At 51.3% G+C, this 25849-nt stretch carries 28 protein-coding genes and 1 pseudogene; 23 read left to right on the top strand and 6 right to left on the bottom strand.

The window, feature by feature from the left end; translation table 11 throughout:
* Positions 1–17: 17 nt before the first annotated feature.
* The 3 genes from DACE_RS07365 (at position 18) to DACE_RS07355 (ending at position 1136) form a co-directional block, all read left to right on the top strand.
* Positions 18–221, top strand: a complete 204-nt coding sequence (locus DACE_RS07365; RefSeq protein ID WP_005999867.1) for a YgaP family membrane protein — start codon at positions 18–20, stop codon at positions 219–221.
* A 140-nt stretch (positions 222–361) separates the two neighbouring features.
* Positions 362–790, top strand: coding sequence for a hypothetical protein (locus DACE_RS07360; RefSeq protein WP_005999865.1), 429 nt, complete (start codon positions 362–364; stop codon positions 788–790).
* Between the two features lie 22 nt (positions 791–812).
* Positions 813–1136 (top strand): cupin domain-containing protein, encoded by a 324-nt coding sequence (locus DACE_RS07355; RefSeq protein ID WP_005999864.1) that lies wholly within the window; start codon positions 813–815, stop codon positions 1134–1136.
* 36 nt (positions 1137–1172) lie between these two features.
* On the opposite strand, the pseudogene DACE_RS19050 reads toward DACE_RS07355, so the two are convergent.
* The 3 genes and pseudogenes from DACE_RS19050 to DACE_RS07340 form a co-directional block, all read right to left on the bottom strand.
* A pseudogene (locus DACE_RS19050) lies at positions 1173–1469 on the bottom strand (hypothetical protein).
* A gap of 110 nt (positions 1470–1579) precedes the next feature.
* Complete coding sequence (locus DACE_RS19045; protein WP_005999858.1) at positions 1580–2110, bottom strand: hypothetical protein; 531 nt, start codon at positions 2108–2110, stop codon at positions 1580–1582.
* Positions 2111–2177: 67 nt separating this feature from the next.
* Positions 2178–3200, bottom strand: a complete 1023-nt coding sequence (locus DACE_RS07340) for a YheT family hydrolase (RefSeq protein WP_005999856.1) — start codon at positions 3198–3200, stop codon at positions 2178–2180.
* Between the two features lie 175 nt (positions 3201–3375).
* Between DACE_RS07340 and DACE_RS07335 the strand changes: the two genes are divergently transcribed.
* A complete protein-coding gene (locus DACE_RS07335) occupies positions 3376–4101 on the top strand; it encodes a hypothetical protein (protein ID WP_005999854.1) in 726 nt (241 codons plus the stop codon).
* Here DACE_RS07335 and DACE_RS07330 read toward each other — a convergent pair.
* A complete protein-coding gene (locus tag DACE_RS07330) occupies positions 4039–5274 on the bottom strand; it encodes a glycoside hydrolase family 3 protein (protein WP_005999852.1) in 1236 nt (411 codons plus the stop codon). The genes DACE_RS07335 and DACE_RS07330 overlap by 63 nt on opposite strands.
* 188 nt (positions 5275–5462) lie before the next feature.
* Here DACE_RS07330 and DACE_RS07325 point away from each other — a divergent pair, with 188 nt between their 5' ends.
* Positions 5463–5924, top strand: coding sequence for a hypothetical protein (locus DACE_RS07325; protein WP_005999850.1), 462 nt, complete (start codon positions 5463–5465; stop codon positions 5922–5924).
* Between the two features lie 498 nt (positions 5925–6422).
* Here DACE_RS07325 and thrC read toward each other — a convergent pair whose 3' ends face one another.
* Together thrC and DACE_RS07315 are read right to left on the bottom strand one after the other, a co-directional pair.
* Complete coding sequence (thrC, locus tag DACE_RS07320; protein ID WP_005999848.1) at positions 6423–7814, bottom strand: threonine synthase; 1392 nt, start codon at positions 7812–7814, stop codon at positions 6423–6425.
* A gap of 198 nt (positions 7815–8012) precedes the next feature.
* Entirely contained in the window at positions 8013–8447 is a 435-nt protein-coding gene (locus DACE_RS07315) for a DUF3617 domain-containing protein (RefSeq protein WP_005999846.1), read from the bottom strand.
* A 280-nt stretch (positions 8448–8727) separates the two neighbouring features.
* On the opposite strand from DACE_RS07315, the gene DACE_RS07310 reads away from it, so the two are divergent.
* The 18 genes from DACE_RS07310 to pnp all read left to right on the top strand — a co-directional run bounded on the left by DACE_RS07310 (position 8728) and on the right by pnp (position 25698).
* Positions 8728–8949 carry a 4Fe-4S dicluster domain-containing protein gene (locus DACE_RS07310; protein ID WP_005999843.1) on the top strand — a complete coding sequence of 74 codons (222 nt, stop codon included), beginning with the start codon at positions 8728–8730 and terminating at the stop codon, positions 8947–8949.
* A 20-nt stretch (positions 8950–8969) separates the two neighbouring features.
* A complete protein-coding gene (locus DACE_RS07305) occupies positions 8970–10040 on the top strand; it encodes a 3-methyl-2-oxobutanoate dehydrogenase subunit VorB (RefSeq protein ID WP_005999841.1) in 1071 nt (356 codons plus the stop codon).
* 8 nt (positions 10041–10048) lie between these two features.
* On the top strand, positions 10049–10792 hold the full coding sequence (locus tag DACE_RS07300) for a thiamine pyrophosphate-dependent enzyme (protein WP_040366551.1): 744 nt from the start codon (positions 10049–10051) through the stop codon (positions 10790–10792).
* 33 nt (positions 10793–10825) lie between these two features.
* On the top strand, positions 10826–11380 hold the full coding sequence (locus tag DACE_RS07295; protein WP_005999838.1) for a 2-oxoacid:acceptor oxidoreductase family protein: 555 nt from the start codon (positions 10826–10828) through the stop codon (positions 11378–11380).
* 460 nt (positions 11381–11840) lie between these two features.
* The gene (locus DACE_RS07290; protein ID WP_005999836.1) at positions 11841–12260 is read left to right on the top strand and encodes a DNA polymerase III subunit chi; all 420 of its coding nucleotides are present in this window, start codon (positions 11841–11843) and stop codon (positions 12258–12260) included.
* Positions 12241–13005 (top strand): RsmE family RNA methyltransferase, encoded by a 765-nt coding sequence (locus DACE_RS07285; protein WP_005999834.1) that lies wholly within the window; start codon positions 12241–12243, stop codon positions 13003–13005. The genes DACE_RS07290 and DACE_RS07285 overlap by 20 nt, the downstream gene beginning before the upstream one ends.
* The gene (locus tag DACE_RS07280) at positions 12998–13783 is read left to right on the top strand and encodes an RNA methyltransferase (protein ID WP_005999832.1); all 786 of its coding nucleotides are present in this window, start codon (positions 12998–13000) and stop codon (positions 13781–13783) included. The genes DACE_RS07285 and DACE_RS07280 overlap by 8 nt, the downstream gene beginning before the upstream one ends.
* Positions 13780–14097 (top strand): hypothetical protein, encoded by a 318-nt coding sequence (locus tag DACE_RS07275; RefSeq protein ID WP_005999830.1) that lies wholly within the window; start codon positions 13780–13782, stop codon positions 14095–14097. The genes DACE_RS07280 and DACE_RS07275 overlap by 4 nt, the downstream gene beginning before the upstream one ends.
* Entirely contained in the window at positions 14097–15371 is a 1275-nt protein-coding gene (locus tag DACE_RS07270) for a class I SAM-dependent RNA methyltransferase (protein ID WP_005999829.1), read from the top strand. Before DACE_RS07275 ends, DACE_RS07270 begins: the two co-directional genes overlap by 1 nt.
* Before the next feature lie 177 nt (positions 15372–15548).
* The gene (locus DACE_RS07265) at positions 15549–16037 is read left to right on the top strand and encodes a ribosome maturation factor RimP (protein ID WP_040366548.1); all 489 of its coding nucleotides are present in this window, start codon (positions 15549–15551) and stop codon (positions 16035–16037) included.
* Between the two features lie 103 nt (positions 16038–16140).
* Positions 16141–17307, top strand: a complete 1167-nt coding sequence (gene nusA / locus DACE_RS07260; RefSeq protein ID WP_005999825.1) for a transcription termination factor NusA — start codon at positions 16141–16143, stop codon at positions 17305–17307.
* 6 nt (positions 17308–17313) lie between these two features.
* On the top strand, positions 17314–17910 hold the full coding sequence (locus DACE_RS07255) for a DUF448 domain-containing protein (RefSeq protein WP_005999824.1): 597 nt from the start codon (positions 17314–17316) through the stop codon (positions 17908–17910).
* Positions 17910–20681, top strand: coding sequence for a translation initiation factor IF-2 (gene infB / locus DACE_RS07250; protein ID WP_005999822.1), 2772 nt, complete (start codon positions 17910–17912; stop codon positions 20679–20681). The genes DACE_RS07255 and infB overlap by 1 nt, the downstream gene beginning before the upstream one ends.
* Before the next feature lie 96 nt (positions 20682–20777).
* On the top strand, positions 20778–21137 hold the full coding sequence (rbfA, locus tag DACE_RS07245; RefSeq protein WP_005999820.1) for a 30S ribosome-binding factor RbfA: 360 nt from the start codon (positions 20778–20780) through the stop codon (positions 21135–21137).
* Positions 21124–22095: a DHH family phosphoesterase gene (locus DACE_RS07240; RefSeq protein WP_005999817.1), complete on the top strand. Its 972-nt coding sequence runs from the start codon at positions 21124–21126 to the stop codon at positions 22093–22095. Before rbfA ends, DACE_RS07240 begins: the two co-directional genes overlap by 14 nt.
* An 11-nt stretch (positions 22096–22106) precedes the next feature.
* Complete coding sequence (gene truB / locus DACE_RS07235; protein ID WP_162013594.1) at positions 22107–22991, top strand: tRNA pseudouridine(55) synthase TruB; 885 nt, start codon at positions 22107–22109, stop codon at positions 22989–22991.
* A gap of 153 nt (positions 22992–23144) precedes the next feature.
* On the top strand, positions 23145–23411 hold the full coding sequence (gene rpsO / locus DACE_RS07230) for a 30S ribosomal protein S15 (RefSeq protein ID WP_005999813.1): 267 nt from the start codon (positions 23145–23147) through the stop codon (positions 23409–23411).
* 187 nt (positions 23412–23598) lie between these two features.
* Complete coding sequence (gene pnp / locus DACE_RS07225) at positions 23599–25698, top strand: polyribonucleotide nucleotidyltransferase (RefSeq protein ID WP_005999811.1); 2100 nt, start codon at positions 23599–23601, stop codon at positions 25696–25698.
* Positions 25699–25849 lie beyond the last annotated feature (151 nt).

The following is a 25849-nucleotide window of genomic DNA, read 5'->3' as shown; positions in this document are numbered from 1 at the left end:
GGAAAGCGAGGTGCTTTATGACCATTGATCGCATGTTGATCCGGGTTGCCGGATTTATGGTGTTCTTCAGTGTGTTGCTTGCCGTTTTTCACAATTTGCACTGGCTGTGGTTTACCGGGTTTGTCGGGGCCAACCTGGTCCAGGCATCATTTACCGGGTTTTGCCCTCTGGTCAAAATTCTCAAAAAAATCGGAATGAAGTCAGGGGCTGCTTTTGAGTAACCCTTAAAGGCACTCGACAGCAATCTTGATGTAAAGTGGCATGGTCATACGTGCCACTTTTTATTTGTGCTCAGGTTGGTTGTTCACCGATAATACTGGCCGTTTCGACAATAATTTCAACGCTGTCAAGAAGGACACTTATGCGAATTCTTGTTTTAGTCTGTGCTTTGATGGTGTTGTCCAGCTGTGTCAAGACGGCTCAACGCGTGCATGTGCCCCTTAATTCCATGCCGTATGCGATTGATACCGCCACGATTGTCGTGTATTACCCGGCGACGGTCAAACAGGGGCCTTTACAACGTTTTGAACTGATGGTTGATGGTGCAAATGTTGGCGATGTTATTGCCGAACAGCCACTGCGTTTCTCTTTAAAACCGGGCAACCATGTGCTTCAAGCAAAGATTCCCGGCGTCTTGAGTAAGCAATACAGGCTTGATCTGCAAGGAGGGCTGGTCTATTTCTTCAAGCTGAGGCGGAAATACGGCACCTTTGTCGATCAGGTGCACCTTGATGCAACGCCACTTATTGAGGGCTATTCCATCATCAGTCATCGACCTGAATTCCACTGATCTCTGGAGAAGTAAAGCAGACATGCCGAATTTTTTTGATCAATTACCGAAAGCTGTTGTCGAGGAACATTTCAGCGACATGCTCAAAACCGACAGTGTTCGTATTGAGCGCATTGTTTCCAAAGGCCACAGCTCGCCGCAACAGGGCTGGTATGACCAGGAAGACCATGAATGGGTGATGGTTCTCGAAGGATGTGGGACGCTGCTGTTTGAAGATGGTCGTGAAGTGGTGTTGCACCGGGGAGACTATATCCATATTCCTGCCCATGTGAGGCATAAAGTCACCCGCACGGACCCGGATCAGCTAACTGTCTGGCTGGCGGTTTTTTTTCGCGATACGGCGTGATGGTTTTTAATGTCACTGCCCCGCGATGTTGTCTCTTCAGGAACCACTGCCTTCAATAATTGCGACACTGACGGTTCTCCCGGCAACCAGTTTGACCGCTTGGGGAACACTGCTGAGATGAATGAGAACCGGAATGCGTTGCGCCAACCATACCTAGGAGAAGGTCGGGTTGATATCCACCAGTAAGCTGTTCTGGCGACGTTCCCGATCATTGATGCCGTAGGTAATGCTTTCGACATGGTCGTCGGAGAAAGAACTACCCATCGGTGAGATGACGGCTGAATCGCCGATGTGGATCCGCTCCAACTTGATCTCCTCAAAATAACCCGCCACATAGAACGAATCGGTATTGATCAGAGCCTGAACAACACGGGAACGTGTTGATTAGGTTTTGATGGATTGAGGCAAGGCTTGATCCCGAAGTTGAACCACGTGTCTTTCCTCTACGCAGAGCGCATGGCTGTTGCGGCGTTTGCTCTGATGATCGGCAACGTGCGCAAAAAATCGCTGGCTGCCAGTGATAAATCGGGCGGAAGTACTGCCCGGCGATCCATCTGGCGCTGTGAAAACAGTCGCATCAGTTCCCGTTGTCTGGTGGTTACCAGATTTTCCAGATCGCACTCAGGGGGGTAAGCCTGTCCACTCTCGGGAAGATTGCCACCCGATAACACGTGGCAATCATAATGGAAATTGCTGTGAATAGAGCGAATTTTCTGATGAAGAGCACTGGGTCGTTCAAGGTGACAAACAGGCAGCAGAAGATCGCCGCCAACATGGCGATTACTGCACCGTCCTGCCACGCTGGTTGAAATCACCACGGTGGCCGCCGATAGACAGGCCGTCCCGTAATCACGGTGCTGGTGGTGGGTACGGTCGGGTAACCGTGCTGAATGTTGCCACTTGAAACGCATCTGTTGTTCGTTGCCGCTGATGGCTTTATGGAGAGACGTACAGTCATTCCAGCTCTTGATCAACAGGCGCAGATGCTGGCAGAGGTTGACGGTGAGAAGATCGCACCAGTTATGACCGCCATGTTTTTGCTCAATCGTCGCAACAGTCGGACAATGTCCGCGAGATTGCTGAGTTTTGAGGTGTCGTAAGACAGGTGGAGAGAGAACGAAGCTGTTGTTCAATGAAGGACAGGGCGCGTTGTTCCGACCAGTAGGTTGTTCCCGGCAGTATGAAACCGACATGACCGCCGTGGCTCGGGGTTTCCAGCGTCAGGTGATGGTTGGCCGAAACCAGTGCATGGGGATAGCAATCGTCGAGCAGGAACGGGTCGTCTAAGGCGTTGACGATCAGAGTCGGTACCCTGATGTGAGTTAGATGGCGGTTGCAACTACAGCGGTGCCAGTAGTCTTCAGCATCGGTGAAGCCGTGAAGTGGAGCGGTGTAACGATCATCAAACTGCTTGAAGGTTTTGATCTGATGGTAATTGTCGATGATGATGTCATTCGGGAACTGACTGCTTTTTGACTGAAGTTTTTTATGCAGCTTGATCAGGAAGCGTTTCATGTAGATGGTGCAGGCCGGATGCTCGAGTGCGCGACTGCTGTGACTCAGTTCGCAGGGCACGGAAAAGCCTATGATGCCGCGGATCAGGTGATGGATGTTTTCGGCCTGCTGCCCGGCATAAAGCAGAGCCAGATTGCCGCCCATGGAAAAACCGATGACAAAGATATGGGCATAGTGTTGTGTGCCTGCCGCGTGTTGAATGACGGTGTTGAGGTCGTAAGTGGCACCGTTATGGTACATGATCTTCTGGCGGTTGGGTTCTGCGCTACAGCCACGATAGTTCCACGCCAGGGCATCCAACCCCTGGTCATTGACCGCTTTGACCATCCCTTTGATGTAGTCCCGGGTTGAATTACCTTCCAGACCATGACAGAGAATGACCAGCGTTTTACCGCCGACACAAGCCCAGTCGAGATCGAGAAAGTCATCGTCAGCAGTGGTGATCCGTTCGCGCTGATAGGCGGGCATGCCGAGTTTACGAAACAGCGTCGGGTAGATGGTCTGCAGGTGGCCGTTACGCAGGTAAAACGGTGGTGAATAGACAGTCATGTGCTGATCATAGCGTCTCAACAAAAGGGATTCAATTTGTAAAAAACCACGGATGGATTTTTACAAAAACACGATGAAAAATAACTTAATTTTTGTCTAAAAGATCCGATAAGTAGAAAGATTTCATCATTTGATTGTGTTTTTTTGATCCACTTTATTCGGAAAGGGAGATGCTATGCAGGTGTTATCCGCCAAGGGCTATGATGTTTATGGAATGACGAACCGCTCGGTGTCACAACTGTCATCCGTCACAGATCAAAGCCAAGCCTCCTCGGCTGGTAGCTCAACGGTTCAGGATAGTGTCACACTTTCTCCCCAGGCTCGTGAGCTGGCGGCAAGTCAGGCTACGTCGCAGGTAAAGACGGCTGCTACCGCAACGTTTAATACCAACAAAGGCGATGTCGAGATGGATATTGAGGCGTATTTTTCTCCCAAGCAGAACTCATTTTCCGGGGGCATTGACTCGCTGCCGCCATTTCTGTTTCCCACCGAGAACAATATTAACGCCTTGGCCAAGCATATCTCCAGCACCATGCCGGGATTGATGAGCGATTATGGCATTCCCGTTGCGCCGGAGACAATCCAATACGATACAAAGGGCCAGCTTGTGTTACCAAACGACTATCCCTATGCAGAAGAATTTACCCAGATGCTTGACGAAAACCCGTCATTTGCTCGTGAAATGAGCACGGTAAATGCCCTGTCTTCGCACTTGGCCGGGATGCAGCGCGCTGCAGAATTTCAGGAGGCAAGTGAGGGCATGTCGGATAGTGAAATCGCGGCACTGATGAATCAATATAGCGACCTGTTTGACGGTCAGCACTCAGCCGGGGACTTTTCACTCGGATTCAGTGCTGACGGTTCCTTGCAGGTGAGCGTCAACGGTGCGCAAATCGTCTGAGTGTTTTCGCTGTTCTTTAACGGTCAGGCGCCTCTTTAACATAGTGATGCGCCGCCAGGATTCATCAATTCTGGCTTCGCTGACCTTGCCTTGTTTGATCAGGCGTTGAATGATGGTAACGGCCTGTTCGACACTGTGTTCGTTGTAGCTGAGGTTGTTGCCGAACACCAGCATATCCACCCCGGCGTTGAGTGCTTTTTCGATGGCTGTTTCCAGGCCGTAATGAGCGCTGATCGCCTTCATCTGCAGATCGTCGGAAATTACCACCCCTTCATATCCCAAAACCCCACGCAATAACCCGGTAATGATTGGTCGGGATAATGTCGCTGGATCATTGGCATCCAGATGGCTATTGAAGACATGTGCCGTCATGATGGTATCGACACGGCCGTGTTGAATCAGCTCACGGTAGGGAACCAGTTCTTCTTCATTCCAGGTCTGGGTGATATCGGTAAATCCCTGATGTGAATCTGTCGTGGAACTGCCATGGCCTGGAAAGTGTTTGAGGCAGGTCAGAACGGCTGTCTGGTGATGCCCGGCAATATAGGCCCCGGCCTGATCAGTGACCTGATCAGGAGTCGCTGAAAAACAGCGATCCAGACGGGCAATGACCGGATTGTCGGGATTGCTGCACAAATCGACCACCGGCGCCAGATTGAGATTGATGCCAAACGTTGCTAGGGTGGTTGCCAGCTTTTTACCGTGTTCAAAGGTCAGCCGGACATCCGCTTGTTCGGCGAGTTCTCGGTGAGACAAGGTGACGGGAAAGCCTTGCGCCGGTTTGAGACGAGCAATGCGTCCCCCTTCCTGATCAATGGCAATCAGTAACGGGAGATTGGATAATGCCTGAAGGTCGGATGTCAGTTGTTTGAGTTGAGAGGGCGAGGCGATGTTCCGTCCTGACTGGCGAAGTTGAACATCGTAATCAAACAGAATCACACCACCGAGGTGGCGTTTTTGAATATCGTTGACCAGGGTGGGGGCCTGTTCCAGGGTCTGGCCGCGAAATCCCACCAGCAATAGCTGGCCGATTTTTTCTTCAAGCGGCGTTTCCGTTGACTTTGGCAAGCCCGCTGTAAAATACTGACAGCCACTTAAAGCCAAGAGCATGGGCAAAAACAGGATAAAGGCCAGTCGAAACATACAGCGGTAAAACGGGGCAGCATCAAGCATTGTGAACTCTTTCCGGGATGATGTGTCTATTGTAAATGTTTTTTATCCTGCTATGACAGACGAGGTGAACGATGAAATTCATCATCCCGCATGGCGTTTATTGTAACAGAAATTTGAAAAACTCCTATAGTGCCTGCCTCGATTTCAGAATGTAACCCTTCAGTATCCTTAACAAATAGAGAGGTGTCGTGAAAAATCAAACTCTGGTGATTGCCGGGAGCTGCAGTCTGATCATAGCGGTGCTTCATGTCGCGATAATCTTTGCCGGTGCTGATTGGTATCGTTTTTTCGGTGCCGGTGAAGAACTGGCGACCATGGCTGAGAACGGCTCAATCTATCCGGTGCTCCTTACGGCAGGTGTGGCCACGGTTTTTGCTGTTTGCTCAGCTTACGCATTTTGCGCTGCTGAAATGATCCGTCGCTTACCATTCTGCAGAGTTGTTCTGATCCTGATTTGCACGGTCTATTTGCTGCGAGGTTTGGCAGGCATCCCCCTGGTGCTGCTTATCGACCATGCCTATTTGAATGAACTGCAAGCAAGCATGCAGTTTATGCTGATCTCATCTCTGGTCAGTCTGGTGGTTGGTTTGCTCTACGGCGTTGGGACTTGGCGGGTCTGGCACCGTTTGACAAAACAGTCGTCTTGCTGATATGTCGTCAAAAATTCACTTAAACTTGACTGATCGGTCAACTATTTTGTGGTCATGGGACGCACAAGTAATGCAAAAGAATGGCTGTTGAATGCTGCCATTGAACTGATCTGGCAAACAGCTATTGTTCGGTCGGCGTTGATGCCATGTGTGAGCGCGCCGGAGTGAAGAAAGGCAGTTTCTACCATTCTCTTACATCGCGCTGACGTTCATTGCGTTCAGTGTTGCTGAACGGGAGGGCTTGGCTGCTAAAGAATGAACTCAGGCAAGGTGGGCAATGCTCACCTGTTTAATCGGTGCCACGGAAGCAGACCCATTGCCGGGTGATTCCGTTTCAGGAGGTGTCAGCTGGTTTTTGCATACTTTTGAGCGATCAGTCAAAAGTATGTCGGCTGCCGGAGCGGAACCCGGCAGTCTTGATCTTACCCCATAGCTGTGAGCAATAAAAAAGGCTCCCTGAATTGGGGAGCCTTTTTACATTTACTTGGCGCATAAGAATTAACGCGCCCGTTGTGCCAGATAGGCTTTAACCTTCTCCGTTTCAGCATCAATCAGCTCACAACGAGAATCACGTTGCTCAATCCCATCAAGAGATGCTGGACGCTCGGGATCCTGACCGATCGCCTGCTGCACAGCATCACCGAACTTGGCCGGATGGGCTGTGGCCAGACACACCACCGGAACATCCGGGTCGCTGAGCCGCTCACCGGCACGTACGCCTACAGCGGTGTGCGGGTCAAGCACATAGCCGGTACGTTGATGAAAATCACGAATCTGGTCGACAGTGGCGGCTTTATCCACGGTCAGGGAATCGAAGTCCTCACGAACCTTGGCTTGTAGTTGGCCATCAAATTGCAAACTCTTACTGGTAGCAAAGCTTTCCATCAGGCCGCACAGCGATTCACTGTCTTCACCGAGCAGGTAATAGAGATAGCGCTCAAAGTTGCTGGCGATCTGGATATCCATGGACGGCGACAGGGTTTCCACCACGTCACCGACGGAGTAATCGCCGTTGAGAACAAAGCGCGACAGAATGTTGTTTTCATTGGTGGCAAGAATCAGTTTGTCTACCGGCAGGCCCATGCGCTTGGCCATATAGCCGGCAAAGATATCGCCGAAGTTACCTGTTGGCACCGAGAAATCAATTTTTTCGCAGCCCGTTTCAGGCTGAACGCGGCTGTAGGCATAAAAGTAATAGACGATCTGGGCAAGCACTCGCGCCCAGTTGATGGAGTTCACCGCACCGAGGCTGTAGTTGGCTTTGAAGTCAAGATCGTTGAAGGTTTCTTTGACGATCCGTTGGCCGTCATCAAATGTGCCGCGAATCGCTAGGTTGAATACGTTTTCGTCGGTCACCGTGGTCATCTGCAGTTTCTGGATCGGTGACACTTTACCGTCCGGATGCATGATGAAAATATTGATGCGGTCCTTGCCGCGCACGCCGTAGATGGCGGCACTACCGGTATCTCCAGAAGTGGCACCGAGAATGTTCATCTTTTCGTTGCGCTCTTCGAGTAGATACTCAAACAGGTTGCCGAGGAACTGCAGAGCGACATCTTTAAAGGCCAGGGTCGGGCCGTGAAACAATTCAAGAATATAGACACCATCCTGTTTTGTGACCGGAGTGACATCAGGATGGTCAAAGGTGGCGTAGGATCGCTCTATCAGCTCACGCAGATCGTTTTGATCGAAATCATCGCCGGTAAACCGGGAGATGATGTCAAAAGCGATCTGCGGGTAAGACATGGTCTGGTAGGCGGCAAGCTGGGTTGTGTCGATGGCAGGAATCTGCTTGGGCAACAACAGACCGCCATCATTGGCCAATCCCATCATGACAGCATCTTTAAAGGACAGGTCGCGAACCTGACCACGGGTACTCATATAACGCATGTTTTTCTCCGTTCATAGGTAATATTGGCTGAATCATAACAGGATTGTTACGCGAAGAAAAGAGCCGTTCGACCACGGATTATTGCAGTGAAACCAAGGGCGTCAGAACCCTCGACGGTCAAAAAATCCCCGGCTTTTGTCGCTCTCGTAAGAGAAGATTCAAACCGGGGAGGGATCATGAGATGTGGTCTGCGTGCCTTATGGACAGTCACCGATACGTTTACCGCTCAGTACTTGTTCAGTCGTCCCTGCACCGGGAATTTCGGTCGTAATTTTACCGTTGAATGTGTCACCGGCATAGGTGATGGAACCGTTGCTGACTGTTGCACCCTGGTCGCTTTGACAGGTAATCGTCCAGCTGACGGTATTGCCCTTAACGTTTTGTGATGTAATCTCACAAGCATTGTTGTCCTGTTGTATTCCTTGCTCAGGAACCAGATCATCCTGGGTCAGGCAGGTGGTGTACGATGTCGGTGGCATGGCAAAGGGGAGATTGGCCATTTTAACTTCCGTTGTGATCTGCCAACGTCCTTCCTGCAGATTCACATTGCTCGAATCCGATGACGAAGAGCATGCTGTGAACAGCAATGCCGTGAAGGCGCAACCAAGCAACACGAATGATTTTTTCACCATGATTTTTTTCCTTTGTGAGAGTTGGGCAATGTGCGGGGGTGTCAGCGCGACAATGATTAGCCGGCTTTAAATAGAATTCTAGGCATAGATCCTAATTAGTCAAACATTTTGATCGAAAACGACGTCTTTCTTTTACCTGGTAACGGGATTCATGGACAGGAATCAGGCGGACGGTGGTCTTTCGGTTTGACGAGCTTTTCTGGTTTTTGATAAGATCAAAAAATTGTGTCTACAGTTTGAAACAACTTAAATTTTCCCCATTTAGCAAGGATGGAAAAACGTGGCGAAGAATAAGATAGAAATTAACGAGCTGCGCTGTAAGGGTTGTGCCTTGTGTACCGTGGCCTGCCCGCAAGGGCTGATCAAAATGAGTACTGAACTGAATAAACAGGGCTTTCTCCCGGCGATGATTACGGCGGAGGACATGGAACGTTGTAGCGGTTGTACTCTGTGTGCCCAGGTGTGTCCGGATGTAGCGATAGAGGTTTATCGGGGCGTTTAGCCCTGTTATGGAGGATTCTTGTGACAAAACGTTTGTTTGTAAAAGGCAACGAAGCGGTTGCTATGGGAGCCATTGAGGCGGGATGCCGTTACTACTTTGGCTACCCGATCACTCCGCAGAGTGATATTCCCGAATATATCTCCCGCGAGTTTCTGAAAATTGGCGGTGAGTTTATCCAGGCCGAAAGCGAGGTTGCGTCAATCAATATGCTGCTTGGTGCCAGTGCCTGTGGTGCCCGCGCCATGACCTCGTCTTCAAGTCCCGGCATCTCCCTCAAGCAGGAGGGGATTTCCTATATGTCGGGCAGTGAATGTCCCGGTCTGATTGTCAATATCTGTCGCAGTGGCCCCGGCCTTGGAGGCATTGACGCGTCTCAGGCCGATTATTTTCAGGCCACCAAAGGTGGCGGACATGGTGGTTATCACATCATTGTTCTGGCACCGGACTGTGTTCAGGAAATGTATGACATGGCGATTCTTGCTTTTGATCTGTCGGATCGCTACCGGGTGCCGGCGATGATTCTGGCAGATGCGGTCATCGGTCAGATGAAAGAAGCGCTGGAGCCGCATCCTTATGTCAAACCGGATGATCTTGGCCCCAAGGACTGGGCCCTGATTGGCGACGGCAAGGCTGGTGAGCAGAAGATTGTTAAATCGCTTTATCTTGGTGATGGTGAGCTGGAAGCGCATAACAACCGTCTGCATGCCAAATATGCGGTGATGCAAGACAAGGAGGTGCGCTACGAGGGGATTGCTCTGGACGATGCCGAGTTGTTGGTCACCGCCTATGGCAGCACCGCGCGTATCGCCAAGACGGCTGTGCGCCTTGCGCGTGAACAGGGCATGAAAGTCGGTCTGTTGCGTCCGATCACCCTGTTTCCGTTTCCAAAGGCTGCTTTCAAAGAACACGGTGAAAAAGTCGGTAAAATTCTGTGTTTTGAACTGAATAATGGGCAGATGGTTGATGATGTGCGCCTGGCCGCACCCGGTGTTGAGGTTGATTTTTATGGACGTCCTCCCGGAGCCGGTTCTCTGCCGACCCCGGAAGAGTTCCTGGCCCAGATCCGTTCTCGTTATGAGGTGTCCGTATGACCACAGAGATGAAAAAAGTATTTTCCCGCCCCGAGTCCCTCAAGGACGTTCAAACCCATTTTTGCCCCGGCTGTCATCACGGTACCATCCATCGTTTGGTGGCGGATGCCATGGATTTTTTCGGAATTAAAGACCAGACCATTGGTGTGGCATCTGTCGGCTGCAGTGTGTTTTTGTATGGATATTTTGATATTGATGTTATTGAAGCGCCGCATGGTCGTGCGCCTGCTGTGGCGACCGGTGCCAAGCGCGTGCATCCCAAACGGCCGGTATTCAGCTATCAGGGCGACGGGGATCTGGCGGCCATCGGCACCAGTGAGATCATTCACACTGCCAATCGGGGGGAGCCGATCACGGTGATTTTTGTCAACAACACCACCTACGGTATGACCGGTGGTCAGATGGCACCGACTACCCTGCCGTCGCAGAAAACGACTACATCTCCGGCTGGCCGCAATGTTGCTAAAGACGGTTATCCTCTCAAGATGGCTGAGTTGCTGTCTAACCTTGAAGGTGTTGCTTATTCAGTGCGGGTGGCCGTGGATACGCCCAAGCATGCTATTCAGGCAGGCAAAGCGATTCGCAAGGCATTTGAGACGTCTGTCAAAAACAATGGATTTGCCTTTGTTGAAGTCCTGGCCAGTTGTCCCACCAACTGGGGAATGAATCCTCTGGCGGCAAATGAGCGGGTCGGATCTGAGATGATTCCCTATTTTCCGTTGGGTGTCTACAAGGACTGTGACCAGAAATAACCGGCACAGATCATTTTTATAAAGGATTAGACAATGAACCATGATGTATTTATGGCTGGATTTGGTGGGCAGGGGGTTTTGCTGATCGGAAACCTGTTGGCCTATGCAACGATTATGGAAGGCAATAATGCCTCCTACTTTCCGGCGTATGGCGTTGAAAAACGTGGCGGTGCCGCAACCTGTACGATCGTAATGTCGGATCAGCAGGTTGGTTCTCCGGTTGTCGGCGAGCCGGAAGCGTCTCTGTTATTGAATCCGTTGTCCATGGAAAAATACTATGACCGGGTGCGTAAGGGTGGTTTTGCCCTGATCAATACCTCACTGATTGATGATGACGGGTCAAGCCGTGATGATGTGGTAAAGGTGAAGATTCCGGCCAATGATATGGCTCTGGAGATCGGCGATGCCCGCCTGGTGAATATGATTGTTCTTGGTGCTTATATCGAGTACAGCAAGGTGGTGGGTATGGAAACCGTCAAGGAAGCTCTCAAGGTGGTGCTGCCTGAGCGTAACCATCGTTTTCTGCCGCTGAATTATCAGGCTCTTGAAAAAGGGGCCGAGTTCTGTCGTCAGGCTTTACAGGGCTGATTCGAACGCGCTGGACGAAACAATTGTTCCTGTGATAAAAAGGCCGGGTTTTCCCCGGCTTTTTTGTGCTTTGGAAGGTTCCTGCTGTTGTACTGAATAAGTTCGGTCAAGGTCAAGATCGTCGGGACTCGCCCCGACACGCGACATCCTTTTGGCTGACGGCTCAAGAGGGTGCAAAAATCGACTGGAGAGTTGCAGGAATTTCTTGTTTAGATCCGATGAGTCACTTTCCGGAATGCATCACTGATCCGGCTCGTCGCCCTTGAGGTCAACGAATCGTGCGTCCCGTCAGCGATGGCACTGACGGTGATAACGGTCGTTATCTTGATTAACCAAGTTGTGCTGGCACCTTGTCCAAGAGGGAGCGGACTTCGCCCACCCCACGGGCATTGACGTGGAACCGTCTGCGATAAACTGAATCGAACCAATCTGCATGTAGTCAAGACACATTAAGGATGTTATGCCACCTGTCGTTGAATTCATCAAACTGAATAAACCCGAAAAAGCCAAGTGCTTGTGTCTGCTGGCTGAAGAGTTTTTTGCCCAGAGCAAGCGGGTTCTGATCCTTGTCGAAGATGACAATCAGGCGTTGACTCTGGACCGCTTCATGTGGACCTGGAATAAGGGCTCCTTTCTGCCCCACGTGTGGGACAACGGTGCTGTGGAATGCCATGAGGAGGCTATTGCCATCGGTACCCGCGAACTTAATTCCAATGGTGCTTCGGTTTTGATTGCCGCGCGGCCCTGTTCTGTGGAATTCATGCGCCAGTTTAAACATGTCATTGAGTTTGCCGAAACCTACGATCAGGCTTTGGTTGAAGCGGCACGTGGTCGTTTCCGTGCCTGGAGGGAGTGTGGTTGTGAGCCTCGTATGCGTTAATAGCGGTGGGCCTGTCAGCCGCATTGTCAGCACGTGTGCTCTGACGTTGGAGCAGGAGACAGCCATTGGAACTGCGGCCCGCGACGCACTGATCATCTGGCAGGCCCGTGTCGGTGAGATCGTCACTGTGGAAGATCCGTTTCAACAGTGCTATCGGGCACGGATTACCGGTTTGGATGAGGGCGACGCGACCGTTGTCCCATTCGAGCAGATCGACGCGGTGGAGTCGTCTCTGAAGATCTGTGTGTGTCAGGCGTTGCCGGAGAAGGAGCGCTTCGAACTGGTGTTGCAAAAGATGACCGAAATTGGTGTCACCCGCATTGTTCCATTTGTTTCACGCCATTCAACCACGGTTGAACAGCGTGATGCCGGGCAGAAAAAATCACACCGCTGGCCCGATGTCTTGCTGCGTGCCGGACGCCAGTGCCGTCGCGCGCAATTGCCGGAACTGATGGAAGTCGTTGATTTTGAGACCATGCTCGATGCCTTGGCGGATTGGGATGTCAAACTGCTTCTGAGTGAAAAAAATACTGCCTGGTCGTTCCGAGAGGGGATCGGTACGGCGAAACCGGATCGAATTGCAGTGATTGTCGGCCCGGAGGGCGGCTTTGCTGACGAAGAGATTACCTTGGCTCAAAGTCGTGGCGTGGTGCCGGTGTCGGTGGGGCGACGCATTTTACGAACCGAGACGGCAGCCATCGTGGCGGCGACGCTGGCTCAATTCTGTGTAGGGGATTATGCCTGAAAATCAACACAATCCGGATATCGCGGCTCAGCTCGCTATTGTTCTCGTCGAACCGCAGGGGCCATTGAATATCGGCTCGGTGTGCCGAGCGATGGGTAATTTTGGTTTCAGTGATTTACGTCTGGTTAATCCGCAGACCGATCATCTGCGCCAGGAAGCCCGACAAATGGCGGTCAAGGCCGGCTATGTTCTGGAAAGCGCCACAATTTATTCCTCTCTGGAAGAGGCGTTGCACGGCTGTCAATATGCCTTTGGTACCACGCGCCGTTTTGGCCGTTATCGTGATCGGGATGATTTTCTTTATCCCGATGCTGCCGCACAGATGATTGCCGGGTTTGACCACGATACTCATACAGCACTTGTGTTTGGTCGCGAAGATTGTGGCTTGCTCAACGAGGAACTGGACCTGTGTCAGCGCTTTTTGACCATTCCAACCTGTGATGCCATGCCGTCGATGAACCTGGCTCAGTCCGTGTCCTTGTGCTTGTACGAAGTGTCCAAGCAGGGTCTTGAGGCGCGTGGCGAGTTGCTCAAGCCCAATCTGGCCGAGATTGACCAGACTGAGTCGATGTTGCAGCATATGAAAGAAACTCTGACACGGATTGACTATCTTGATCCGCAGAACCCGGATCATATTTTACGTTCGTTTCGGCGACTTTTTGGCAAGAACGGTTTGACGGATCGCGATGTGCGTATTTTACGCGGATTGTGGAGCCGTATTGACCGGGTACAGCTGGAATTGGAAAAACGAATAAAGTCAGATGGAGAAAATCAATGAAAGATCTGTTGCAGGGCGTGACGTTGGAAAATGGTTTAAACGTCGAGTTTTCTGATGAAACGGTTCGCTATTACGGGGATTATCATCGGATTCAGATCGATGTCTTTGTTGTGTTGGAAGATGGGCGTCGCGAGCAGTTTCAGCGCCTGGAACGGATGGGCATCAGTGGTGATATGTTGGAGGAAGCCAAGCGGGAGGTGATGAGCGCGTTTCGCATGAATTGTTTGCCGTACATGGCATCGAGCGGTTTTCCGGACAAATTTATTGCCAGCTTGAAACAACGTAAAGTCAAGCCGTTGGCAGGACTGCGTTGATGATTGAATTGACCGTTACGACGCTGGCACATGGTGGTGCCGGTCTGGGTCATCACGATGGCAAAGCGGTGTTTGTGTTTGGCGCCATTCCGGGTGATCGCATCCTTTGTCAAATCGTGCAGAATAAAAAACGCTATGCCCGTGCTGAATTGATCAAGGTTATTGAGCCGTCCGACCAGAGACAGGAACCGGCTTGCTCTCACTTTGGAGACTGTGGTGGATGTGACTGGCAGCAGTTGTCGTATGAACAGCAATGCCGGTGGAAGCAGCAGATCTTTGTAGATAGCTGCGTGCGTCATGGCCGCATTGATCAGGGCGTCATCCGAGATTTGGTGCCGGCACCGCAAGAGTTCGGCTATCGAAGCCGGGTTCAATTTAAATGTTATAACTCACCACAGGGGTTTATCCTCGGGTTTTACCGTCGTGGCAGTCATAATGTGATCGATGTTCGCCATTGCCCGGTGATTGCACTGCCTATCGCAGCCCAGATGACAGCGTGGCGGACTCTGTTCGATGGAAGTGTCTACGCGTCCGGTGTGTCGCAGATTGATGTGGCGGTGGGGAGCGATGATGCCTTGCGCACGATTGTTCATTACCGTGGCGCTGAGACTGAAGCTTTTTGTGCCTGGCTGGCTGGTTGTCTGGACGCTGTTGATGGCGCGGTGCTGGTGCAAACCGGGCGCAAGAATCCTCAGATCTTGCTGCAAGGGCAGGTGGATTTGGCCATTCGTGTGGATGAGCCGCCGATGGAACTGCACTATGGTCCCGGAGGCTTTGCTCAGGTGCATTTGGAGCAGAACCGTCAACTTGTTGCGCGGGTGATCGAAGCGGCTGAGGTGACAGCACAGGATGCCGTGCTCGATCTGTATTGCGGCATGGGCAATTTTTCTTTACCGCTGGCACGCCGTGCGGGTGCGGTGGTCGGAGTGGAGGATTATGCCCCGTCCATTTCGTATGCGGATCGCAATCGCGACACTCTTGGTCTGACGAATGCTACATTTCATGCCTGCAGCGTCGAAACCTTTCTCGGTCGCTGGCGGCGCACGGCTGATGTTATTGTTCTCGATCCGCCGCGTAGTGGCGCGCGCGAGGCCGTTGCAGGGATGATGCGTTGTCGGCCACGGCGGATTGTCTATGTCTCGTGTGATCAGCAGACACTGATGCGCGATCTTACCGCGCTCGCTCAGTCGTATACCGTGACGTCAATTCAAGCTCTCGACATGTTCCCTCAGACCTGTCATACTGAGGTTCTCGCTGTGCTGGATCGGCAGTAGGTTTAGGCAGGTCACATAATAAGTTGTTTCAACAGGTTGTGTCTTTTTCCTTGCCACGGAAGTGTGGGTGTGTTACATACTTCTGGATAAATCTTTTCATTTATGAGAAGTGAGCTTTTTGCTCACTTTTTTTTGTTTTATCCGTTTTTGTTCAAAGAACAAGGCCGTTGTAACGATATGTCTGACGAAGCTGTTTTAAATAAGGTGATCGAACTGGCTGAGCCCATCCTTGAAGAACAAGGGCTTGAGTTGGTGGATATTGAGTTTTTTTCTCAGGGTTCCGAGTGGTTGCTGCGTCTGTTTATTGATAAACCGGGTGGTGTCAACCTTGACGATTGTGCCGACTGCAGTCGTGAGCTGAGTCTGATTCTTGATGTCGAAGAGGTTATTGAGGTGGCCTATCGCCTCGAAGTTTCCTCGCCGGGAATCGATCGCCCTCTGAAAAAAGAAGCAGATTTCGAGCGCTTTAAAGGTGAGATGGTTCGCGCCAAAACCCTGCAGGCGATCGATCCTGATCTGCGTGGATATCAGCGCAAAACGTTTATCGGTGAATTACTGGGTCTTGAAGATGACGTGGTTTTCATTGAACAGAATGATAAAGAAGGTGGTCGTGTAGAGTTGCCTCTGGACAGCTTGGAAACGATTAACCTCGAACCGCAGTTTTAAGCGCATGCGGCAAAGGTCTGCTGCTCAGCTTATTGCCGGATGATTAATCCCGCCACAGTTCCACTGTGCCGGTATTTAGCGAGTACAACATAGGAGAGTTAAAATGGTTGCTAATCTCAACCACGTCATTGATCAGGTCGTGAAAGACAAAGGTGTGGACCGGGATATTCTGGTTGAAGCTCTGGAGTCCGCTGTTCTTTCAGCGGCCAACAAAAAATATCGTAACACACGTGAACTTGAGGCCCACTACAATACCGAGCAGGGCGAAGTTGAACTGTTTGAGTTTGTCACCGTGGTTGACGAAGTTCAGGATTCCTACAAGGAAATTGACCTTGAGGAGGCGCGTGAAATCGATCCCGACGTGGAATGTGGCGACTCTCTTGGTATGAAGATGGATTCCGGCAGTTTTAGTCGTATTGCTGCCCAAACCGCTAAGCAGGTGATCATCCAGAAGGTTCGTGAGGCGGAGCGCGAAGGGGTCTACAACGAATTTAAAGATCGCGTTGGTGAACTGGTCAATGGCATTGTGCGTCGCTACGAACGTGGTGACCTGATTGTCGACCTTGGTCGTGCTGAAGCGTTGCTGCCGCATCGTGAACAGGTGCCACGCGAAAATTATCGCCAGGCTGACCGGGTTCGTGCTTATATTGCTGAGGTGAAAATGTCGCCCAAGGGGCCTCAGATCATCTTGTCTCGCACGCATCCCAGCTTGGTTATTGAGCTGTTTAAGACTGAGGTTCCTGAGATCTCCGAGGGTATTGTCGAAATCGTCTCGTGCTCACGTGAGCCGGGCAGCCGGGCTAAAATTGCTGTGGTTTCGCATGATCCTGATGTTGATCCGGTCGGCGCCTGTGTCGGTATGCGTGGTTCTCGCGTACAGAATGTTGTTTCCGAGCTTCGTGGGGAAAAGATTGATATTATCCCCTGGACGCCGGACATGGCGCGTTTTGCCTGCTCTGCGCTGGCACCTGCGGATGTGTCACGTGTTTATGTGGACAATGAAGAGCAGGCCATGGAGATCATTGTTCCTGATGATCAATTGTCGCTGGCTATTGGTAAGAAAGGCCAGAATGTCCGACTGGCTGCACGCCTGATCGGTTGGAAGATTGACATCAAGAGTGAAACTCGCGCTGCGGAAATTGAGCAGGAAGAAAACCGCTCCGCTGAAGAGAGTGAAGCTGAAGCAGTGGCTGAGTCTGAAGAGCAAAGTGTTTCTGTCGAAGAGCCTGCTGTTGATGAAACGCCTGCACCGGCTGAGGAAGAAGAGTAACTGGACGTGTCGAAGCAGATACACCGACCACAAAGAAGCTGTGTTGCTTGTCGGCGCAGTGCGGATCAGGATGAACTGATTCGTTATGTCGTTGCTCCCGATGGACGACTTGTGGTCGATTATCAGCACAAGCTGCCGGGACGCGGTGCTTATACCTGCTTTAATCGGGAATGTATTACCCGGGCTGTACAACGCCGCGCGTTTGTACGGTCCATGAAAAATGCTCAAATTGATGTTGACATCGAATCGCTGATCGGAGAACTTCGCCAACAGGTGGAGATACGAATCCTCAATTTGATCGGCATGGCACGAAAAGCCGGTCTGGTTGCCAGTGGCAGTCAGATGGTGCTGGCAACCCTGAAGAAACCGGCAGAGATTGCCATGGTGCTTTTGTCCAGCGATGTGACGCAAAATGTTGGTTCCAAAGTGCGGCAGCAAACCGCACGTGCCTGCATACCGCTGATTGAGTGTTTTGATAAAGCGACCTTGGGACGCGCGTTAGGCCTGTCGGAACGCAGTGTGATGGCTGTGACGAAAAGTCCGTTGGCGCAAACATTAAATCACGAGCTGCAACGATATAGAGATGTAATGGGGGAATTCTGATGGCAAAAATTAGAATCTACGAACTGGCACAGCGAATGGGTCTGGAAAATAAAGAATTGCTTGAACGTTTGCAGCAGGCAGGAATTGAGGCGAAAAGTCATATGAGCGTGGTTGACGAGGAAGTCGTGAAGTCTCTGGGCGAGAAAAAAGAAACACCAGAGGCACCGGAAGAGCCGGTTTTTGATGAAAAACGGATCAACACCGGACTGATTCGTCGGCGCCGTAAAGCTGAGCCGCCAAAGCCGGTTGAAGAACCCAAAGCTGAGCCGGAAGTTGAGGTTGCAGAACCCGTTGCTGAAACTCCCGAATCTAGTGTTGAGGTGGAAGCTGAAGTGGCTGAGGAGCCTCCTGTTGTTGAAGCCGTTCCCGAGCCTCACCCGGAACCGGAAGAGACGCCTGAAGCTGTTGTTGAAGAACAGCCTGTCGCTGAACCCGTAGAGCCGGAAGCACCGAAAGCCAAGCCCGAAGCGGTTGCGGCACCGACTGATGAGCCTGAAAAGGTGGTTGAAGAAAAACCGGAACCGGTTAAGCGTAAAGCGGCAACTCGCAACGTCGCCGCCATTGTCGCATCGGCATCAGAAGGCAAAGAAACGGTCGCCAAGCCTACAGGTGGCGCGAAAATCCTTGGTCGCGTTGAACTGCCCCAATCGGCATTGCGTAATGAAGGTGGAGGTCGTGGTAAGAAAAGCTCTCCTCGTCCCAAACCGCAAGGTGGTGCACGTCCTGAGCGTAAGGATGCTGGAGGTGCCCCTGCACGCCCGGCAGCGAATCGCACACCGATGGCTCCGAACGTTCCCGTTGAAGATCCTTCACGTGATCGGGGCAACCGTAAGAAGAAAAAAGGTAAGAACAACGATTACGCTTCGAATGGAGCTGGTCGTGAGCAACGTCGACGCCGTGACCGCATGGAGGTTTTCGAGCCGGACCGTGGCGGGAAAATGCGCCGCCAGAAGAAAAACCAGAAGATGCCTAAGCAGACCGAGATTACGGTGCCCAAGGCAATTAAACGGAAAATTCGTATCAGTGATGTGATCACCGTTGGTGAATTAGCCAAGCGGATGGGGGTCAAGGCGAATGACCTGATTCGCGAACTGATGCGTCAGGGGAGTATGGTTACCATTAACCATCCCCTCGATTTTGAAACTGCAGCGATTCTTGCGGCTGATTTTAATTATGAAGTTGAAAACGTCGCTTTTGACGAACTGAGTGTTCTGAGTAGTGACGATTTGCAGGAGACCGGGGAGAGCAAAAGCGAAAATCTCCAGGAACGTCCCGCCGTGGTGACCATCATGGGTCACGTTGACCATGGTAAAACCAGTTTGCTCGACGCTATTCGCCAAGCGAATATCGCTGATGGTGAAGCTGGTGGTATTACCCAGCACATTGGCGCCTATGATGTCCAGGTGCATGACAAAACCATCTCGTTCCTGGATACCCCGGGTCACGAAGCGTTTACCGCAATGCGTTCCCGCGGTGCTCAGGTGACGGATATTGTTATCCTGGTGGTCGCTGCTGATGACGGTGTTATGCCGCAGACCAAAGAGGCGATCAGTCACTCTAAAGATGCCGGCGTGCCGATGATTGTTGCTGTGAACAAGATCGATAAGCCGGGTGCCAACTCTGAACGGGTCAAGCAGGAGCTGACCGAGTTTGAGATGGTTCCTGAAGAGTGGGGCGGCGATACCATCTTTGTTGAGGTCTCGGCCAAGAAACGACAGAACCTGGATCAATTACTTGAGATGGTTTTGTTGCAGGCAGAGGTTCTTGAACTGAAAGCTGATCCGACAAAGCGCTGTAAAGGTACCATTGTTGAGGCCCGTCTAGACAAAGGCCGTGGTGCTGTTGCAACTGTTCTGGTTCAGGATGGCACGTTGCATGTTGGTGACCCGATTGTTGCCGGACTCCATTTTGGTCGTGTGCGAACCATGATCAATGACCGTGGTGTTGCCGTCAAGGAGGCTGGTCCGTCGATTCCGGTTGAGGTAACCGGTCTGCAGGGCGTGCCCGATGCCGGTGATACCCTCCACGCTCTGGAAAATGAAAAAACCGCCAAGGAAGTTGCTCAACATCGTCAGCAGAAGATTCGTGAAACTGAGCTGGCCAAGAACAGCCGTTTGTCCCTGGATCAGCTCTACGCACGGATTCAGGAAGGCAATGTCGAGGAACTCAAGGTTATCGTCAAAGCAGACGTTCAGGGTTCGGTTGAGGCTGTGAAGGACTCTCTAAGCAAGCTGACCACAGACACGTGCCGCCTGACGGTTGTTCATACCGGTGTCGGTGGTATTACAGAGAGTGACGTGTCACTGGCCTCTGCTTCCGACGCCATTATCATCGGTTTCAGTGTTCGTCCTGAACCGAAGGCAGCACAACTGGCGGAAAAAGAACATGTTGACATTCGCCTCTACAGCATCATCTATGATGCGGTGAATGATATTCGTGATGCGATGGAAGGACTGCTGGCGCCGACACTGCGCGAAAAGCATCTGGGCCGTCTCGAAGTGCGCGAAACATTCAACGTTTCGAAGGTCGGAACCATTGCCGGTTGTATGGTTATTGATGGCAAAGTTCACCGCAATGCGCAGGTTCGTTTGGTGCGCGACAGCATCGTTGTCTGGGAAGGCTCGCTCAACTCTTTGAAACGCTTCAAGGACGATGTTAAGGAAGTCGCGACCGGGTACGAGTGTGGTATCGGCCTGGAGAAATATAACGACATCAAAGTCGGCGATATTATCGAAGCCTACGAAATGGAAGAAACAAAGACCGAACTGTAGTGACCCGATTAAATGTGCTGCCGATGGTGGTCGCATGATCGCTGTCGGCAGTCCTGTATATAGGCACTCAGCTCGGAATGACACAAAGGATTTACCGTGGCAACACAACGCACCTATCGGGTCGCAGAACAGATCCATAAAGAAATTTCAGATATCATGCTTCGTGGCTTGCGCGATCCACGTGTAGGTTTTGTCACCATTACATCGGTGGATATCTCCAGTGATTTGCGTCATGCTAAAATCTTCTTTACCGTTATGGGGGAAGAGGCTGATGCGGAGAAAACGCAGCAGGGCCTTGACAGTGCGGTGCCGTTTTTGCGTCGGGAACTGGGCAAGCGCATGAAATTGCGCCATGTCCCTGACCTGGTTTTTAAATACGATACGTCCATTGCTTACGGCAGTCACATTGAAGAACTCCTCAAAGAAGCCGGGATAACTCACGATGACGATGAATGATCCGTTACAGGCGACTGTTGACGCTCTGGCGTCGGGACAGCGATTTTTGATTGCTGCCCATGAAGGGCCCGATGGTGATGCCATGTCTTCCACTCTGGCACTGACCAATGCGCTGCGAGAGATGGGCAAGGATGTTGTTGCCTACAATGTCGACGGTGTGCCGGACAAGTTTTGTTTTCTACCCGGAGCCGACACGGTAGTCAGCGAGATTGCCGCATCGGAACATTTTGACGTGATTGTGATTCTTGATGCCGGAGAATTACGCCGGGCGCGCCTGGACGCACGTAACTTGTGCACCACTCTGATCAATATTGACCACCATCCGTTTTCGGAAGACTTTGGTGATATTTATCTTGTTGATGACAAATGCAGTGCAACAGCAGCCATGCTGTACCGGGTGTTGATGGCGTGTGATTACACCATCAGTACCGAGGTTGCATTGTGTATTTATACCGGAATTTTGTCTGATACCGGGTCGTTTCGCTACTCCAGTGCGGATCCTGAGGCTTTTGCTGTTGCCGGAGAAATGGTAGCACTTGGTGTTGATCCGTGGATGGTGGCTGGCGGTCTGTATGAAAGTCAGGAAGTGGAGCGGCTGCAATTGCTCGGCATGTCCCTGAATACCTTGCGTGTTTCCGACTGCAGACAGTATGCCGCAATGACTGTAACACAGCAGATGTTGGATGAACTGGGTATTGGTCCGGATATGGCAGACAGCTTTGTCAACTATCCCCGGTCGATCCATGGCGTTGAAGTCGCATTGTTTTTCCGTGAGTTGGATCAAAACAGCTATAAGCTAGGGATGCGTTCCAAGGGAACCGTCGATGTTGGTGCTTTGGCCCGTGAATTGGGCGGTGGTGGGCACCATAATGCGGCAGGTGCCGTGTTGCACGGAACTCTGGATGAGGTGCATACCCAGGTTTTTGAACGTCTCGGAGCGTTCAGCGCGGCTCAATGAACGGATTGCTGGTGATTGATAAACCGCAGGGGATGTCGTCCCATGCGGTGGTGCAACGGGTGCGTCGTGCCTGCAAGGTGCGTCGGGTCGGCCATGCCGGAACCCTCGATCCTCTGGCGACAGGGGTGCTTTTGGTCGGTGTTGGTCAGTGTACCCGCTTGATCGAGTATCTGATGGCGCAAGACAAGACGTACCGGGCAACAATGAAGTTGGGGTTGGTCACGGATTCGCAGGATATTACCGGCCAAGTTCAGCAGCAGCATGATGCATCGGCTGTCACGCGTCAGCAGATTGAAGATGTTTGCCATCAGTTTGTCGGCCAGATTGAACAGATCCCTCCAATGTTTTCTGCGCTGAAAAAAGATGGTGTTCCTCTCTATCGTCTGGCTCGTAAAGGGGTGGAGATAGAGCGGCAGAAACGCTCTATTAGTATTGAATCGCTGGTTGTCGAGGCGGTTGAGGGTGATGAAATTACCATCGTTGTTGCGTGCAGCAAGGGCACCTATATTCGCACTTTGTGCCATGATATTGGTCTTGAGTTGGGGTGTGGTGCGTGCATGACATCGCTGCGCCGGACACGTAGCGGGGCATTTGATGAAACGATGGCAATTACCGTTGACCAGTTGATGGCGGGCGAGTTTGAACCGTTACCGGCTCTTGATGCACTTCATGGTATGCTGCAGGTGCAACTCGCTGAGCAAGGTGTGTCTCGTTTGCGAGATGGTATTCCGCCACGTCAGGGGGATGTCTCTAATGCGCCGACCATGGATGCGTTACAAACTGTATGTCTGATGCATGACAACACTCTGATGGCCATTGCGCAATACGATCCTGAACACGAGCTGGACGAGCGCGGTGACTACAAACTATTGAAAGTATTTCCACAGGGGGTTTAGTGGAAGGGATAAGGCTCAAGGCTATTTTTCAATAGCCTGCTAAGAGCGCGCTTTCGCCTTTACAGGCCTACATATATATGGTAAGAACTGGCAGTATTTTACAATCTACACCGGGAAACCGGACTTATTTGAGTTCGAAAGGAGATGGCACTAGTGTTGGCCACAGAGAAAAAGCAAGAAATTATTAAGGAATTTCAAGCCCAAGAGGGCGATACCGGGTCTCCGGAAGTACAGATTGCTCTGCTTAGCGAGCGTATTACGTATCTGACGGAACATTTCCGTACCCACAAGAAAGATCATCATTCCCGTCGTGGTTTGTTGAAGATTGTCGGCAAGCGTCGTCGTTTGCTTGACTACCTGAAAAAAAACGACATTGAGCGTTATCGCAGCATTATTTCCCGCCTGGGAATTCGTCGTTAGGAAGATGGCAGCAATTCTCCACAGTGGGGATTGCTGCCTTTTGATTTAAGGTGGCTTGGGAGGATGTCCGGAGAGGAAACCTGACCTGATAAGGGTGAGGTTTTGTCTCAGGCCAACCTCCTGGAGCCTTTTTTTTTGTTCTAAAAGTCATAACGTTATCAGAAGGTTATGACGACAGGAGATTTACATGGCTTATCAAAAAGTAGAAATTGAATTTAATGGTCAACCATTGACCATTGAAACCGGAAAAATGGCGCGTCAGGCCGATGGTGCTACCATCGTGACGTATGGTGAAACAAAGATTCTCTGTACGGTTGTTTCCGCCAAGACCATGCGTGAGGGACAGGACTTCTTTCCCCTGACGGTTAATTATCAGGAAAAGTTTTATGCCAGTGGTAAGATTCCCGGCTCTTTTTTCCGTCGTGAGCGCGGTGCTACAGAGCGTGAAACCCTGATCTGCCGCCTGATTGACCGTCCGATGCGTCCGCTGTTTCCTAAAGGTTATCTCTACGAAACGCAAATTATTCCGACGGTTATTTCAGCAGACTGTGTGAACGATCCCGATACACTGTCGATTCTGGCGGCCTCGGCTTCCGTTAGTGTTTCCGATATTCCGTTTGGTGGTCCGATTGCCGGTGTGCGTGTTGGCCGCGTCGATGGTGAGTTCATTGCCAACCCGACTCTGGAGCAGCAGGAGCAAAGCGACATCGAAATCGTTGTTGCCGGTTCCAAAGATGCCATCATGATGGTGGAAGGTGAAGCGGATCTGATCAGTGAAGATGAAATGCTCGAAGCCGTGTTCTTCGGTCATCAAGCCATCCAGCCGCTGATCGAAATGCAAACCAAGCTGGCTGAACTGGTTGGCGTTGAAAAGCGGGAATTTATTGTTCCTGAAACTGACGCTGCATTGGAAGAAAAAATTGTTTCCTTGGCGCAGGGCCGTGTCGAAAAAGCTGTAACCATTCGTGCCAAGCAAGAGCGTTATGCCGCTCTCAAGGAGATCCGTGCGGATATCCAAGAGCAACTGGCTGAGGAGTTTGAAGGTCGCAGTGACGAGATTTCTGCCATCATGGGCAGCATTGAGAAGCGCGTTGTCCGTCAAAGTGTGACCAAGGATCAAATCCGTATCGATGGTCGCAAAATGAATGAAATCCGCCCGATCAGTTGCGAAGTTGGTGTTTTGCCCCGCGCCCACGGTAGTGCCCTGTTCACCCGTGGTGAAACACAGGCTCTGGTCAGCACCACTCTGGGAACGGCCAGTGATGAGCAACGGATGGACAACATCCAGGGGATGGAGTTCAAGAAGTTCATGTTGCACTACAATTTCCCTCCGTTCTGTGTTGGTGAAACCAGCATGCGTCTGTTCCCGGGTCGTCGTGAGATTGGCCACGGCATGTTGGCCGAGCGTTCGGCCACTAAGATTATGCCGGAATTTGATGACTTTCCTTATACCGTGCGCATTGTGTCGGAAATCCTCGAATCGAACGGATCTTCCTCCATGGCGTCTGTTTGTGGTGCATCAATGTCATTGATGGACGCAGGTGTTCCGGCCAAGGATGCTGTTGCCGGTATTGCCATGGGTCTGATTAAGGAAGGCGATGATATTGCCATCCTGTCTGATATTCTCGGCGATGAAGACCACCTGGGTGACATGGACTTTAAAGTCACCGGCACCAAAGAGGGTGTTGCCGCTCTGCAGATGGATATCAAGATCGACGGTGTCACCCGCGACATCATGCAACGTGCCCTGGCTCAGGCCAAAGAGGGTCGTCTGCATATTCTCGGCGAGATGGCTAAGGCGATCTCAGCTCCGCGTGAAGACATGTCTCCTTATGCGCCCCGTATTACCACTGTCTTTGTTAAGCCTGACCAAGTACGTACGGTCATTGGTTCTGGTGGTAAAACAGTTCGCGGTATTATTGAGGCGACCGGCTGTGGTATCGATATCGAGGATGATGGTCGCATCAACATCTCTTCAAGCAATGGAGACGCGGCCAAAGCCGCTGCTCAGATGATCAAAGAACTGACCCAGAGTCCTGAAGTCGGCAAACTGTACAACGGTACGGTCAAGAAGATTATGGATTTCGGCGCATTTGTTGAAATTTTCTCCGGCACTGACGGTCTGGTCCATGTCAGTGAGTTGGCCAAAGAGCGCGTCAACAAGGTGACGGATATTCTCAATGAGGGCGACAAGGTGCTGGTCAAGTGTATCGGTGTTGATCGTCAGGGTAAAATCAAGCTGTCTCGTAAGGAAGCTCTGGGTCAGGAATTGCCTGAAGAAGAGTAACCCTTTTCAGCGGGCTTCTGACTGCCTGCAGCATTGTTAAATAGCTCAACAGTAGAGTCCTTGTCATCATCTGCTAAGATGTATAAGGACTCTATTTTTTTGGGAAACGCTATCTGTGTTATGCAATGTTTGAAGGCGGCGTTATCCGTTT

It is taken from the genome of Desulfuromonas acetoxidans DSM 684 (assembly GCF_000167355.1).
GTDB lineage: Bacteria > Desulfobacterota > Desulfuromonadia > Desulfuromonadales > Desulfuromonadaceae > Desulfuromonas > Desulfuromonas acetoxidans.
This window is presented reverse-complemented; position numbering and strand designations above follow the sequence as displayed.